The sequence below is a fragment of the Eggerthella sp. 1_3_56FAA genome (assembly GCF_000185625.1).
Lineage (GTDB): Bacteria > Actinomycetota > Coriobacteriia > Coriobacteriales > Eggerthellaceae > Eggerthella > Eggerthella lenta.
The window spans coordinates 188,800-202,936 of the sequence record NZ_GL622579.1 but is presented as its reverse complement, the minus strand read 5'-3'; the positions used below and the strand labels follow the sequence as shown (position 1 = coordinate 202,936).

Genomic DNA, 14,137 nt, shown 5'->3' with positions numbered 1-14,137 from the left:
ATTAGATTCGGATTTGAGGTTAAGATGTTCCGACAGTTACCGATCATCGAAACTATAGCCGATGCCGTCGACGAACTCACCGACGTGCGCATGACGCTCAGCGGCCTAGCCTCTTTAACCCTGGCGCTTGCGAACAGCGGCATGCACGAGCCCGACACCATAAGGCTGATCTCCTGCCTGCTAGACTACTGCGCGCTCACGACCGAAGCCGCCTCCGATAAATTCGACGAAGCTCCCCGTGATACGACTCGACCAGATCGCCTTTCATAACCGAGAAAAAAGCTATCGAAGCATCACGCCTGCGTGATATCTCCATGAGTTCACCTCGTTATCAGACGCGATCCAACCCTTTTTTCCTGCTCTTTGTCGAAAAATCAAAAGAACCGACCTTGTGCTTTCAGAGCTTCGTAATGATCCATATCTCGCATCTTGAACATTTTGGCAGGATGACCTCCGGCAACAGCACCCTTTGGAACATGATCGACGACGACACTCCCAGCCTGTATAACAGCGCCCTCTCCGATATGAGCCCCTCCAAGAACGATGACTTGATCCCCAAGCCATACGTTGTCTTCAATCACCACATCTTTATCAATCTTCGCCATACCATACGGAACGGCATCACCGTAGTCGAAGTCATGAAACGAACCAATTATCGAACACCCTCTTCCCGAATGAAAATTGCTCCCGATCCGAATTTCTCCTTCGCCAACAATTCTCATACCGTTAAAGTTAACGTTGTCTCCCAGAACGACGCTTTTCGATACCCATGAATAGCGATTCACTTTGAGACCTTTGCCCACCGTACGCGCACGGGTTCTCACGACCGCACCGAAAAGCACCTGCTTTACTTTCGAAATCAACCGTTTCACTCAGCATCCTCTCTCAAATCTATTGGTCACTCGCACCGTTCAAATAACGAGAATCCGAGAGCATTGTCATGTCTATCAAGACATCCGCAGGAATATCCACGCGAGCAACCCTTCCCACGACTTCCCCCACCAACGAGGGCGAGATGCCCGTGCCCGGTCTCTTAAACGTGAGCATCCCCTTATCTATCACGCTTCCAGCGGGTATATCCGCCGCCGCGACAAGAGACCGACGAGCATTGGCCCTTGCAGCAGTTTCCGATTCGCTATGTCGTAACGAGGAATCGCCAAGTAGTGTTTCAACGAAGCACACGCCTTCGAGGATCGTTCGGGCATCAGAGGGATCCATGGCGTGGTAATGGTCATTTCCTGGAAGCGTCTTATCGAGCGTGAAGTGCTTCTCCACAATGCGAGCTCCAAGCACGTAAGCCGTCTTGACAACCTCGGCAGAGGGGTCGGGCTTACAATGGTCCGAATACCCCACAATTACGTCTGGAAATTCCCGGGTGATCGATGCAATCCTGCTCAAATTAGCATGCTCGTACGGCGTTGGATATTCGAGCACGCAATGCAGCAGAGCGAGCGGACTGTCGTTCACGGCGCGTACCGCCTGAACGGCAGAACGCATCTCGGTCAAGTCGCCAGCCCCAACCGAAAGAATCATAGGCTTGCCTTTTCGAGCCTGATGCTCGATGAAAGGGATGTTCGTCAGGTCGGATGAAGACACTTTGTATACCCCCATCAGGGGTTCTAGATAATCAGCCGACTCGAAATCAAAGGGGGTCGAGCAGAAACCTATCCCGATCGAGTCGCAATAGACGGAAAGTTCTCGATACTCCCTCTCTCCAAACGAGTCGTATCGCTTGAAAAGCTCGTATTGGCTCGTTGAGGATTCCTCGCTCGTATCCCAATACGAAGGAGAATGTCGGGAAGCGAGCGATTCGGCCTTGTACGTCTGAAATTTCACCGCATGAACGCCAGCTTCGCTCGCTTCTTTGCACATGAGCTTTGCCGCCTCCATAGGGCTGATGCCACGCTGCCGAGCGATATCGTAATAATTGACGCCGATCTCAGCTATGAGTGTAAACGCCCCGCTTGCAATCCTATCCTCTAAGTTCATAGTACGTCTCCCAAAACGATCCTCTTTACTCTTCGTATCCCTAATCTCAAATCGTTCTCAAGCATCAGCTTGCGCATCTCTCGCCGTACGGACCTCGCCCCCGCAAGCCACGCTATTGTTGAAGCGAGGTCTTCGTCGGAAACCTCGCTTCCGAGCCCCAGGTTGATGAACCCGTTATCCATTTGAGCAAACGTGTGGAGCTGCTCGCGTTCGTTCTCCGCGAGAACAATTGTAGGCACGCCCATGCAGGCAAGCTCGAACGTGGTGCGCCCTTGGGAGGAAAGAGCCATGTCGGCCTTACGCATATGGTCGCTCATGCGCAACACGTTGCGACTCACCTCTATCCCGCACTCAGGAACGCTTTGCACCGCAGGATTGTCGTATCCCGAGCCGAGAACGAAATCAAACGTCACGTCCACTGCCTCTGCATTATGCCTTTTTGCCAGTTCGTACACCCGCGCCGTCAAATCGAGCGGATCCGTTCCTCCAAACGTGACGAGAATCCGGCGCACCTCATCCGAATCTTCCGAAGGCTGCGTTATAAGGAACTCGTCCCGCAAGCAGACGTACCCCTTACCCGAATACACGTTTCCATGCGGAGACGCCCCTTCGTAAATGGCGTTGACAACAGCATCGGCCAACCTTGCGCCTTCACCCAAATCCTCGAACGTCACCAAGCGCTTAACATACCTCTTCACATCAGCCATAAGACTGGCATCGCTATCAAGGCAATCGTATACGAATACATCGGGACGGCGCTCCTCCAGCCATCGGAGCATCTCTTCGTCGTCCTCCACCTCTAAAACCGGCATATTCGCCGATTTCAACTTGGCGATTCCTTCTCTATGACGTGCATTGCATACGAATACGACGTCATGCTCTATCAGTTCGTACCCAAGCGTTAATGCACGGTACACATGCCCAAGGCCAAGCTCCTTATGCCCGTCGACCCGAAACACGATGAGCCTTCGAGAGAGCATGGCTTCGCACACGATCCAATCTTGCATCGTGTCGATGTCGACCGCTTCGTCAGCAGGGACCTCAAAAACCGTAACGTTGTCCCCTATGCGAGACGAAGGCCCGATACACGAACGCTTCGAAACCAAAAATGCACCGGTTTCAACATAGTTCGGCGGAAGCTCCTGTCGATTGAGACGTCGTTCGTAATTCGGAACAAAACGATTCCGACCGTCTTTGCCCCAGCTCAAATGAGGAGCGTTTGTCGCACTCACCATCGTATCCGAATCGGAATTCAAAAACCGCTCAATCGCCGTATCGAGAGTGCGCACTGTTAGCAAAGGCGAGGTAGGCTGCATCGTGATGACGATGTCGTATCGCACACCCCGCAACGCTTCCACACGAACCACTGCGTCATTCACTACCGGATCGAGCGTAATATCGTCTCCGGAAAGTTCCGGGCTGCGCTCAAGAGCAACAACGCCATCGATCTGTTCTACGAAATCCAGTATCTCTCTCGAATCAGTGCTAACGGCAACATCGGTGATACAGCTGCTCTCTGCTGCACATGAAATCGCATAGTCAATCAACGGCCTGCCGTGCATAAGGCGCATATTCTTTCGTGGTATCCCTTTCGAGCCTCCTCGAGCAGGAATGACAGCGAGCACGTTCCTCTCCACATTCATCAAATGAAGGCACCTTTCCTGGAGACGACACGTCGACGAACAACCCTTTGATTCGGCGACTTTTCCAACTTCTTCGCAGCCCTACTCGCATCCGCACAACAAAAACCTTGATCATGTGCCGACGTGGCTAGAACGAACACAAAGAACAGCAAGTAATGACTCGTCATGGTCGAATGCATCACCATGCCGACAAGAAAAAACGGAACCCAAACGCCAGCCGTCTCTTTTCTGGCATAAGGGGCGATGACAATGCTGAACACAGCAAAGTAAAAAATTGTATAGAGAACCCCGTGCTTAAGAAGCAAGTTGATGACCGCGTGGTGCGGCTGCACAACCCTGTACCCATGCAACGAAGCACTCGCGAGCAAAGTGTCTTTATCGCCAAAAGGGTTTCCAATGTTCATGACGCGCCGGATGTCGATATCGTATCCACGAAAAATCAAAAGCGGATCCTTGGAAATCTGCTCGATAGCATAAAGATTGGAATTGAACCTGATAGCATTAGAGGTATCATTCAAACCTCGCGATGCTAAAGAGGCCGAAACGGTATCGCCTCCGACGACAGCCGTACTCCACCACCAGCTAAACGTCACGATTGAAAAGAACATGAGAGCGAAGAGCAAAAACAACACGACAGGATGCACGGATCTCGAAGGCTGAGAAACCGACCCCTTTCGTCGCGCTCTGATCCATATCACAGCATTTATTAAAGCAAAGCATAGAAGCATCATTTGATATCCCCTGCTGTTGAGGACGAGAGCCGCAACTACACATACCGCTACGCCAAGCTTTCGCTTCTCGTACCAGCACCAGCAGAAAAACAGGAACAGCACCACGCCAAAATAGTTCTTGTCGTACGAACCAAAAACATAATAAGGAGTTTCCGCGTCGCGGCGAAAAACGGAAACCAGCACAACCGCAAGGGCAAGGCAATAAAAGACGCGTTTCATGAAGGGACTAATCTCGAACGAGGACGGTCGTATGCAATAGAAGAAAAGAACCGTTAGCAGGAGAAAACTCGTGTCGATGAACAAATCCCGCATGGAATAGGGAGAAATCGCCATCGTGAGGAGAATCGAACCAGCAAGGCCGAAAAGGCAAAGGATCATCGGCAACGACATCTTTGTCTCGTCCAGCTCTTCTCTTCCAAAGAGACCGGTCGCAATCACCAATACTGCGGTAAGAACCACCGATGCATAAACTTTGTTTGCCGGCGACAAGAGAAAAAGAACAAGCAGCAAAAGAACCATCAAGATTGAGTACACAATGCCAATGTGACTTTTTCTCGCGCTCGGCGCTGTAGTATCAGTTTTTTGCGCAATCACGAATTTGCTCCTGTACGAACCATAGCTCCTGAACGTTTCATATAGAAAAGCCCCACTGAATACGTGAATAGGTAGGACACCGCGTTAGAAATGAGCATGAGAAGGCAAAGCACCCAAAGACTACCGACCCAAGAAGAGAAAGCAATCGAAGCGGCATACAAAACCAAACGGAACAGCGACGAAACAACCTGAAGGCGGGGCGGGGCAACTTTAAGAACTACGACCATATTGAACGAGTTGACAACCGCAAATATCGATGCTGCATTTCCCAACGGCATCAACGACAAGGCCTGGTCATAAAGCGTAGGATAGAGAATCATCGCGAACAGCGGCCCAATGAAGAAGGCAATCGCATACATGAAAAGCCCCACTGCGAGTATGAACAGATTCACTAAGTGATACCTGCGGACGGTTATCTTGACTACGCCGTCGCTCATGTAACTGAGCATGATGGAACTGATCGGTGAGGAGAAAAACGAGAACGTCTTGCCGAAAAAGGTTGCAACGTAATAGGTCGACACAGCCGAAGGCCCTAAGGCCGGATACAGCAGCAACCGATCAACGTACACCGACGAATAGGTGATGAGATTGCTCGCTATAAGAGACACATAGGTGCGCAGCGACGACCCAAAAAGCCTTGTTTTGCCATACGGTTCTGAAAACACGTTTGAGCATCGTGCAAAACATGCGAGGGCAAATGCTTCTCCAAGTATGAACACGAAAGGCCAGAATCCGCTTGCGAAAGCAACGCCCATACCTACCACATAACCCAAAGCAGTTAAGAGGTTGACTAGCAACAGCTTCTTGGAATTGAAATGAAGCCTGAACGCGACGAGACAATACGCCTTCACGATACTCATACCCGTAAGGATCCCAACAGCTAACGCCATCAATAGATCCATCGATAGAAGTTGCCAGCACACTATCGCAGTCGCCACTGCCAGTACGGGGGCAGAAATGGATAGGAGGTATTTGAAGTCTCCCGGTCCTATTCCGGCTTTCTCATAGCGTTCGTTGCGAATAATCCTCGTATTGCACAAGGTGCTCCCGAACGACGGCTCAAGCGCGTTGACGATCCCTATCGCCACCAGGAACAAACCGTATCGATCGCCGTCAAGCTTCCACGCCAAAAACGGATACACGAGAAGCTGCAGCGTCCCTACGAGAACCACGGTCGCACCGATAGTGAGAGCGAAATCGGTCGATGCTTTTTTCAAGAAGTCTTTTTTCATGGTTTCACGATCATCGAATAACCGTTTTGCCCCGATCAGGACTCAAGAAAGCCTCTAACGAGCCGTTCCGTATTCTCGAGCGCAGCCTCGTGCCAGACGTAGGATTTCAAGCTGTCAGAAACGGATTCGACCTCTACGCTCATGCGCCCCACAAATTCAGATGCGTCCTTCACAAGCTCGGCCGCACCTGACCTCATCAGCGGTTGAGCAATTTCACTGTCAACCGTATCCAGGATGAACACGCGCTTTCTATAGGCTATAGCCTCGAAAAGCACCGTGCTCGATATCCCTACGACAACTGTCGCCCTTTGCAGATACCAATCGATATCCCCGGTCTCCGCGATCTCAACCCTGGTGCCGACCTCCGTCAATTCAGGATGGACGACCCTCCACGAGTTTCTTTCGGAAGGATGCAGTTTCACGACAATGCGGTATTCGTTCGCACGCGGATCCCGAGCAAGATCGCACACGAACGAGGAAACCGCACCGTTGTCATAACCCTGAGACACCACCAAGACGAAAGGAACGTGCTCGTCTACCTGTTCTTTTTCGATGTCGAAAGACGCTTTCAACCCTCGCTCAAGCGGAATGGATCCTACGGCGATCATCCGTCGATCCCTATCCGGCACAACGCATTCGTCAATCCAATACTGACCGAATGCGGCGATACGGTCAGGAAGGTATCTTCCGCAGTCCGGCGCATCAAGATTGTACGCAATATGACCAGGCCCTATTTGCCCATGCTGGAGTTCGATTACCGGTATGCCCAGCTCATGAAGAACTTCGTTGCAGACGAGACAGAACACCGAGTAATGCTCGACCTCGACGACGCATTCAGGTTGCCATCTTGAGAAGATTTCACGAAACGATTTCGAAAGCGCGTAATAGCCAGTCACCACGTAAGAGGTTCTTTTAGCCAGAGCCTCCCGATCAATCTCGACATCGAATTCACACTCGAGCAGCCCCACCAATTCCGCAAGGTCGGACAAAACGCAACGAGACGCTTTCTCCCACTTTCTTGTTGCAAGAGCAACAAGCCATCTAGCCTCTAGGATATCCGTGTATATCGTAAGATCTTCAAGGGAGTCTTTTACATGGGCAAGCTTATGGGGACGCTCCAGAATCGAGCAGTCGTCTGCAAGGTCTCGAGCCAGATCCTCGAGGAACACGTTGCAAACGCCGTTCGAACCAGCGGTTTTCTTCCAATTGCCTAAAAAGACAACCTTCTTGCCTTCCCTTACCCCCGTCTCGATACCGCTCCGCGATTCACCCAGCTGCATGAGGAGACGAGGCAGGCTTCTTGCGATATTAGCCTTTGAAAACTGCGCATGAAAATCAGGATGCCCACCGAATTCGAAACGTCGAACCTGCTTGCATACCGAGTCGAACAGCCACTTCCTCAGAAGATGCCAATAGTGCATGCCATCGACATTTCGACTGAAAACATCATGGCGATTCTCAAATGCAAGAAACGCTTGCACGAGAAGCACCCTGTTCCCGTAATCCACTCCAGCCACGCCCGGTTCGTTCAAATCCGTAAACAAACTCATAGCCGCCAAAAGCTTCCATAAGACGAGAAGCGCTTCGCGTCCAATATTCCTTTAACATCCAAAAGCACCTTGCTTTCGTCGGGCTTGTCTCCGAAGAAAGCATCAATACGCTCGAAGCCCAGCTCTTTGAACTCATCATGGGCAACCGCGACAATCAGGCAATCTGCGTTCGCAATATCACCCGACTCGCGTAGCTGCATGCCGTAAACCTGCTTCACCTCGTCTCCCGAAGCCCAAGGATCCACCACCGACGGCTCGACTCCATATTCCTTTAGCCTCATGACAATGTCGTACACCTTGGAATTTCGAACATCGGGACAGTTCTCTTTGAAGGTAATGCCCAAGACGACCACGTTCGAGGACTTGGGAGCAAGCCCAACTCGCACCATCTCCCTGATGGCCGTCTCGGCAACAAACCCTCCCATGGCATCGTTCACTCTTCTGCCCGAAAGAATGATCTGAGAGTGGTAACCGAGCTTCTCGGCCTCGTAGGTAAAGTAATACGGATCAACGCCGATGCAATGCCCACCAACCAGTCCTGGTTTAAAGCCGAGCGCATTCCACTTCGTGTTCATGCCCTCCACGACTTCGCTCGTATCGATACCCATGCGGTCGAAGACCATGGCAAGCTCGTTCATGAAGGCAATATTGATATCGCGCTGGGAGTTCTCCACTACCTTAATTGCTTCAGCTGTTTTGATCGAGGAGACCGGATAGGTGCCTGCCTCTATCACGATGTCGTACACGCGTTTGATTTCTTCAAGGGACTCATCATCCATGCCCGAAACGATTTTTCGGATAGTGGTCAAGGTATGGACTTTGTCCCCGGGGTTGATTCGCTCAGGACTGTAACCCACTTTGAAATCAACGCCGCACCGCAATCCGGATTCCCTCTCAAGGATAGGAACGCATACGTCCTCCGTGACCCCAGGATAGACGGTAGATTCGAAAACCACGATCGAACCCCATTCAAGGTGACGGCCAAGCATGGTCGACGCCCCAACAACCGGCGACAGATCGGGGGTCTTGTCCTGATTGATCGGAGTAGGAACAGCAACTATATGAAAACGCGCTTCCCGTAAACGTTCGGGATTCGACGTGAAGTCGACGCCTGTGGAGCTGATCGCCTCGTCGCCTACTTCTTTCGTCGGATCGACCCCCTTTCGGTACAAGCGGATTTTCTCTTCGTTGACATCGAATCCGACAACTTCGATATGCTTAGCGAACTCAACCGCTATCGGCATGCCAACATATCCCAGTCCGATAAGGGATAGCTTCGTCTTCCGCTCGACCAAATCTTGGTACACGCTCACTTTACCGTTTTCCTATTCTCTTCAGAACTGCATGAAACATCTGCCAAAACAGGCAGTAGCCTGCATATGGCTTGCTCAAACCTTCAATCTCCGTATACAGGAACCATGTTCCCTTCACTGCCGAAACCTTATTCGCGCTGAGCGAATCGCTTCGCTTCCTATTCGCCGCCAACACTTCATCGAACCCATGAAGACATCCGTACAGCTTTATAACCTGGAGCCACGTTGCGGCATCCTGCCTTTTTCGTATATCCGGCATGACGAGAGCTTTTTTATCGACGAGCTCGGTATCGAACATGATCGTGTGCGAGCAGGTGGGAGGTTTTTTCAGAAATTTTTTATAGTCGAGACGCTCATCGATATGAACGATGTTGCGAAAGCTTCCGTCTTCGTTCACCGTCTCGTACGACGTCATGCATGCTCCGAAACGGTTCTCGGTCATGAAGGTGATCTGCCTCTCCAACTTCTCTTTCTTCCAGTAGTCGTCGGAATCCAAATAGGCAATAAACCTGCCGCACGCAGCCGCTAAAGCCCTGTTCCTAGAAAAAGCCGCTCCCCTGTTGCAATCGTTTCTCAATACGACGAAACGATGATCCCGCTCCGAAAACTGAAGGGCTATCTCAAGCGATCCATCCGAACTGCAGTCGTCAACCAGAATCGCCTCCCAGGAAGACAGGCTTTGAGATACGATCGAATCCAATGTTTCAGCCAGATATCGCTCGCAGTTGTAAAGAGGAATGATGATGCTCACGAGTGGGGCGTCGGCCTCGCCGAATTCCCAAAACTCGATCAGATGCTCGTCAGCGCCGGCGTGTATGGAGCAGAACTTTCGCACTTCGAAGGCGCGCGTCTTATCGTCGCGTAAAGACTCCACTTCAGAAGACAACGCTCATACCCCCGTCTTGTTGATGATGGATTTGAATGTTTCGAGAAATACAACCACGTCCAGTTTGAGATTCGCGTTCCGCACGTAGTACAGCTCAAGTTGTTGGCGACTGCCGTCTTCGTAGGTTGCATCGTTTCTTGCTTGAACCTGCCACCAGCCGGTGATGCCGGGCTTCATGCTCAGGAAAGCGTCCACATCCGTACCGTACGCAGGCAGCTCGTCGGCCACCACGGGACGCGGGCCCACGATGCTCATAGAGCCAGCAAGCACGTTGAGGAACTGGGGCAGCTCGTCGAGGGAGGTCCTGCGCAGGAAGCGCCCGACTCGCGTGACGCGGGGATCGTCCTCCACCTTGCGCTCGCTTCTCCACTGCGCCAGCTGCTCAGGGCTCAGATGCTTCTCGACATCGTCGGAGTCGGCCACCATGGTGCGCAGCTTGAAGATGCGTAACGGTTGGCCGCGATAGCCGATGCGCTCTTGGCGGTATATCGGCGAACCGGGGGATTCGAGGCGAATGATCAGTAAGAGCAGCGCGATCGGCGCCAAGCCAACAACGACCACGCACAGCGAGAACGCTATATCGAAAGCGCGTTTAACAAAGCGGTAGACCAGACCGTTCCCGGCGGTCTCAGCGACGTGCTCCTCCTCAGAAACAGCGAACGCGCTTTCCCCGGCTTCCGCCGCTAGCGTGCCGCCTTCGAGTAAATCTTCTGTTGTCGTTTGAGTTTCAACCACCAGCACACGACCCTTGCGGTCAGCACCCCCCCCCCCGTTGAGCGATTCAGCCTCATGCGGACTTCCTCACGATTTCCAGACCGACGCTGGCGGGGACGGTACGACCGAACAGGCTGACGTCGATGTAGGCGCGACGCTTGTGGCGGTCGATCTTGCGGATGTCGCCCTCGAAGCCCATGAGCGGACCGCGCGTGACGGTGATCTTGTCACCGCTTATGTAGCCCTCGCTCATGCGCACGGTATGGTTGCCGTCCATGAACGACAGGAACCAGTCGCGTTCCTTACCAGTGAGCGGGAAGAACGAGTTCTCCTCGTTGCCCAGCAGACGAATGGGCATGGGCACGCGCGACAGCTCCCTATTGAGAGCCTCGGGGTCATCGGTCACGAAGAACAGGTACCCCGGGAACAGCAGCCGCTTCACCAGGCGCCATTCGCCGCGGATCTTCCACATGACCTCGTATTCGGGCATGAAGCAGTCCTCCATGACGGAGGGCGGTACCAAACGGCGGCACATCTCGAGCGTCGAGGACTCACGACCCGCTTGCACTTGCGCCACGTACCACATGCCTGCTCCTTTCCCTCGCACATGTCGAACCGCTCCGTCAAAAGAAAAGAGGATGAATAGCTGCGCCCCGCCGCCGCCCTCAGGCAACGGCCGCTCATGCAGAGCCGGCTGCGCATCTATTCATCCTCTTGTCGATCGACGGAACGCGCTTTGCGACGATTTCGCCTTCTCAAGATATGTAACGAGCCTTGCGACTCCCGTATTTGTTGCTCAAATACAACAATCACGGCGAAAGAAAAAGGCGACGAGCGCCCTTCCCTCCCTTAACGATCATGCAATGTTGTATATAGTCCGTTGTTATATACACAACATCCACGATACGCTGCGACGATGCGAAACATACTTCAAATAAAAGTCGGTCTGCGCATCAAGGATCTGCGAGCCGTCCACGATGTCAGCCAAGAGCGGTTCGCCAACAAAATCGGCATGGACCGCACCTATCTGGCCTCCATCGAGGTCGGGCAGCGCAACGTCACCCTGCAGAACCTCGCGAAAATCGCGAACGGGTTCGACATGACGCTTTCCGAGTTCTTCGAGGGTATTCCCCGCGTCGACCCAAATACCTGACCATTTCGATCAGCGGTTCGTTCGTCGCGGTCTTTATTATACCTACATGTTGTATAAACACAACAAAAAGGTAACGAATGACGATAAATCCGCAACGAGCGGCATTGCCATACCAACGCCGTCCCGCAGCGCAACGGAATCGCGAGGCTCCGTCGCTGGTCGAGACGATCCCCTCCGTCAGTCCGCCGCCAAGGCGCACGCCTCTTGCTTGAAGAGCGGATGATCGGTACCCAGACCCTGAAGCTCTAACGAGACACCGGGAAGTTTGGCCGTGATCTCGAGGGTGCCGCCCAGGCTGGTGATGTAGCGCCGCAGCGTCTCCACCTGCATGACGTCGATGCTGCCGTTCTCCAGGTCGGAGATGCGCTTCTGGCTGACGCCCATCTTGGCGGCGACCTCCTTCTGCGTCATGCCGCACGCCTTGCGCGCCTGCTGCAGCTCATAGCCCTTGATCTTCGCCTCGACGAGAAGACGGCCTTCCTCCAACATTTCAGGAGTGATGTCAGGACGCGTTTCAAGAAATTCTTCGATGGAAAGGCTCTTCTTCATTTCTCATCCTCCAACTCGCTCAAATGCTGTCGGTAAAGCCTATCGGCTCTCGGAATAGCCCGCGCATACCAACGATTCCATCGCTCGCGGGTTCCGCCAGCCGATTTGTCGCCCGCCAGCAGCGTCACCGCACGCCGCTTCGGGTCGAACGCGAACAATATCCTGATCTCGCTTCTGCCGGAAGAAGGAGGTCTAAGCTCTTTCATGTTCTTGAACGACGAACCTTTCACCGTGTCCACAAGCGGCCTTCCCAGTCCTGGGCCCACATCGCGAAGCTCGTTCAGCGCCGCCGTCATACCGACGATCGTCTCCTGATCCTGCTCCTTAAGCCATGGAGCTATCAGGCTCAGGTCAACTTCCCAGTTCCCCATAATATACCTCACACGTTATTTTATGTCCAGCATTCCTCCTCGTTCAATGATAGCGACGCGATCTCACGCGCAGATGGCAGGGATCTAGCGCGGGTTCCCCCTGAATCCAGCGCCTTTCCCACGCCGCCCCAACGCGGTTTCCACGCGCGGCACCTACGAATCCAACGCGGATTACACGCGGTTCACCGACAAATCCAACGCGGTTTCTATACGATTCAAAAGAGCCGTCGCCCCTGCAACACGAAAACGCCCCCTGTGCATCTTCGGGATGCACAGGGGGCGCAAGTAAAGCTGACTACATGAGTCCGCGATGCTTCCACCTTTGAAGCGCTCGTTGATCGCCTCCATGATGGCACCGTCCTGCGGTCGTTTCGCTCAGGATGGCAACGTGCGGAGCCCTGGCGGCTTCGTCCAGAACGACGAATCGCACGGGTTCCTTCGACAAGTGGCTCGATGGCCGAACGCCGGATCGCAAAATCAACCGCGCACCTCGACGGCGCTCCGCACGCCCTAGCGCTCAACCCACCTTCGGCCGCTTTCCTTCGCCCGGTACATGGCAACGTCAGCGCGATCCAGCAGCGAGCGAACGGTGTCATCCGGCCGCACGAAGCACACGCCGCAACTTGCCGCAAGCGAGAACGACCCCGCCTCAGCCTGGAACGCATGGCGCTCGATCGCGTCGATCTCAGCGAACAGACGCTCCAGATCGCCTTCCGAAAGTCCTTTCGGCGCGCACAGCACGAACTCATCGCCGCCGAAACGTCCGACCCACCCGTCGAAAGAGCGTGAGAAACTGCGCATCTTGCTCGCGAAGTACTGCAAGGCGTCGTCGCCGGCAATATGCCCGTACGCATCGTTGATCTGCTTGAATCCATCGATGTCGAGCAGAACCACGGCGGCCTCTCCCGCCGGCGATCCGCCACGTGCAGCCTGAACGAGAGATTCCAGCTCGTTGTTGATGAAGGTCTTGTTGTACAGCTTCGTGAACCCGTCGCGCACGGCGAGTTCGTTGAACTTCGTGATCATTTGGGTGATCTCGATGTTGTCGCGCACCTCGATGTCGGCCACCAGCAGGCTGTCCGTCACATCCTTGATCAGCTCGAGCACAAGCTCGGCGCCCTCTATGTCCATCGGCACGCTGGTCACGTGAAGCACGCGACCGTCGAGGTACTCGATCTTGAACACGGCGTCCTGCATCGTCAGGCAAGCGCGCGACGAGCAGTTGAGACACGGATCGTCCTGGTTCCACAGCTGGTAGCAGGGACCGTCGACCTCGATCAGACGATCCCCATCGCGGTCGTACGCGAACACCCGGTGGTCGCGCGGATCGACCAACCGGTAATAATCGAATCTCAGCAGGTCGGTCGCGGCGCTCGCAACCTCAGGATGGATGCTCGCGTACGGGAACACAG

General features: G+C 53.6%; 16 protein-coding genes. 2 read left to right on the top strand and 14 right to left on the bottom strand.

The features are described 5' to 3' along the window. Positions 1–24: 24 nt before the first annotated feature. Complete coding sequence (locus tag HMPREF1023_RS00850; RefSeq protein WP_009304228.1) at positions 25–270, top strand: hypothetical protein; 246 nt, start codon at positions 25–27, stop codon at positions 268–270. Positions 271–374: 104 nt separating this feature from the next. Here HMPREF1023_RS00850 and HMPREF1023_RS15075 read toward each other — a convergent pair whose 3' ends face one another. Genes HMPREF1023_RS15075 through loaP form a run of 10 tightly spaced genes read right to left on the bottom strand, consistent with a single transcriptional unit; the run spans position 375 to position 11,238 of the window. Continuing rightward, positions 375–872: an acyltransferase gene (locus HMPREF1023_RS15075; protein WP_081434197.1), complete on the bottom strand. Its 498-nt coding sequence runs from the start codon at positions 870–872 to the stop codon at positions 375–377. 19 nt (positions 873–891) lie between these two features. Further along, complete coding sequence (locus tag HMPREF1023_RS00840) at positions 892–1,989, bottom strand: N-acetylneuraminate synthase family protein (protein ID WP_009304227.1); 1,098 nt, start codon at positions 1,987–1,989, stop codon at positions 892–894. After that, positions 1,986–3,632 carry a cytidylyltransferase domain-containing protein gene (locus tag HMPREF1023_RS00835; RefSeq protein WP_015760845.1) on the bottom strand — a complete coding sequence of 549 codons (1,647 nt, stop codon included), beginning with the start codon at positions 3,630–3,632 and terminating at the stop codon, positions 1,986–1,988. Before HMPREF1023_RS00835 ends, HMPREF1023_RS00840 begins: the two co-directional genes overlap by 4 nt. Further along, a complete protein-coding gene (locus HMPREF1023_RS00830; protein WP_009304225.1) occupies positions 3,632–4,957 on the bottom strand; it encodes a hypothetical protein in 1,326 nt (441 codons plus the stop codon). The genes HMPREF1023_RS00835 and HMPREF1023_RS00830 overlap by 1 nt, the downstream gene beginning before the upstream one ends. After that, positions 4,954–6,189: a hypothetical protein gene (locus tag HMPREF1023_RS00825; protein ID WP_009304224.1), complete on the bottom strand. Its 1,236-nt coding sequence runs from the start codon at positions 6,187–6,189 to the stop codon at positions 4,954–4,956. Before HMPREF1023_RS00825 ends, HMPREF1023_RS00830 begins: the two co-directional genes overlap by 4 nt. Before the next feature lie 35 nt (positions 6,190–6,224). After that, a complete protein-coding gene (locus HMPREF1023_RS00820) occupies positions 6,225–7,706 on the bottom strand; it encodes a capsular biosynthesis protein (protein WP_232228672.1) in 1,482 nt (493 codons plus the stop codon). Positions 7,707–7,735: 29 nt separating this feature from the next. Next, on the bottom strand, positions 7,736–9,052 hold the full coding sequence (locus HMPREF1023_RS00815) for a nucleotide sugar dehydrogenase (protein WP_009304222.1): 1,317 nt from the start codon (positions 9,050–9,052) through the stop codon (positions 7,736–7,738). 1 nt (position 9,053) lies between these two features. Continuing rightward, complete coding sequence (locus HMPREF1023_RS00810) at positions 9,054–9,938, bottom strand: glycosyltransferase family 2 protein (RefSeq protein WP_009304221.1); 885 nt, start codon at positions 9,936–9,938, stop codon at positions 9,054–9,056. A gap of 3 nt (positions 9,939–9,941) precedes the next feature. After that, on the bottom strand, positions 9,942–10,679 hold the full coding sequence (locus HMPREF1023_RS00805) for a sugar transferase (RefSeq protein WP_009608291.1): 738 nt from the start codon (positions 10,677–10,679) through the stop codon (positions 9,942–9,944). A gap of 46 nt (positions 10,680–10,725) precedes the next feature. Next, entirely contained in the window at positions 10,726–11,238 is a 513-nt protein-coding gene (gene loaP / locus HMPREF1023_RS00800) for an antiterminator LoaP (RefSeq protein ID WP_009304219.1), read from the bottom strand. A 330-nt stretch (positions 11,239–11,568) separates the two neighbouring features. On the opposite strand from loaP, the gene HMPREF1023_RS00795 reads away from it, so the two are divergent. Beyond that, positions 11,569–11,805: a helix-turn-helix domain-containing protein gene (locus HMPREF1023_RS00795; RefSeq protein WP_009304218.1), complete on the top strand. Its 237-nt coding sequence runs from the start codon at positions 11,569–11,571 to the stop codon at positions 11,803–11,805. A 177-nt stretch (positions 11,806–11,982) separates the two neighbouring features. Here HMPREF1023_RS00795 and HMPREF1023_RS00790 read toward each other — a convergent pair whose 3' ends face one another. From HMPREF1023_RS00790 to HMPREF1023_RS00780, 4 genes are all read right to left on the bottom strand, one after another. After that, entirely contained in the window at positions 11,983–12,354 is a 372-nt protein-coding gene (locus tag HMPREF1023_RS00790; RefSeq protein ID WP_009304217.1) for a helix-turn-helix domain-containing protein, read from the bottom strand. Next, positions 12,351–12,725, bottom strand: a complete 375-nt coding sequence (locus tag HMPREF1023_RS00785) for a type II toxin-antitoxin system RelE/ParE family toxin (RefSeq protein ID WP_009304216.1) — start codon at positions 12,723–12,725, stop codon at positions 12,351–12,353. The genes HMPREF1023_RS00790 and HMPREF1023_RS00785 overlap by 4 nt, the downstream gene beginning before the upstream one ends. 171 nt (positions 12,726–12,896) lie before the next feature. Next, the gene (locus tag HMPREF1023_RS15350) at positions 12,897–13,073 is read right to left on the bottom strand and encodes a hypothetical protein (protein ID WP_015760849.1); all 177 of its coding nucleotides are present in this window, start codon (positions 13,071–13,073) and stop codon (positions 12,897–12,899) included. 162 nt (positions 13,074–13,235) lie between these two features. Beyond that, positions 13,236–14,135 (bottom strand): GGDEF domain-containing protein, encoded by a 900-nt coding sequence (locus HMPREF1023_RS00780; protein WP_009304215.1) that lies wholly within the window; start codon positions 14,133–14,135, stop codon positions 13,236–13,238. Positions 14,136–14,137: the final 2 nt, after the last annotated feature.

Bases quoted from the DNA above. Each gene is read 5' to 3' on its own strand.
- HMPREF1023_RS00850 (WP_009304228.1), top strand. From the start codon at position 25: ATGTTCCGACAGTTACCGATCATCGAAACTATAGCCGATGCCGTCGAC.
- HMPREF1023_RS00840 (WP_009304227.1), bottom strand. From the start codon at position 1,989: ATGAACTTAGAGGATAGGATTGCAAGCGGGGCGTTTACACTCATAGCT.
- HMPREF1023_RS00835 (WP_015760845.1), bottom strand. From the start codon at position 3,632: ATGAATGTGGAGAGGAACGTGCTCGCTGTCATTCCTGCTCGAGGAGGC.
- HMPREF1023_RS00825 (WP_009304224.1), bottom strand. From the start codon at position 6,189: ATGAAAAAAGACTTCTTGAAAAAAGCATCGACCGATTTCGCTCTCACT.
- loaP (WP_009304219.1), bottom strand. From the start codon at position 11,238: ATGTGGTACGTGGCGCAAGTGCAAGCGGGTCGTGAGTCCTCGACGCTC.
- HMPREF1023_RS00795 (WP_009304218.1), top strand. From the start codon at position 11,569: ATGCGAAACATACTTCAAATAAAAGTCGGTCTGCGCATCAAGGATCTG.
- HMPREF1023_RS00790 (WP_009304217.1), bottom strand. From the start codon at position 12,354: ATGAAGAAGAGCCTTTCCATCGAAGAATTTCTTGAAACGCGTCCTGAC.
- HMPREF1023_RS00785 (WP_009304216.1), bottom strand. From the start codon at position 12,725: ATGGGGAACTGGGAAGTTGACCTGAGCCTGATAGCTCCATGGCTTAAG.
- HMPREF1023_RS15350 (WP_015760849.1), bottom strand. From the start codon at position 13,073: ATGGAGGCGATCAACGAGCGCTTCAAAGGTGGAAGCATCGCGGACTCA.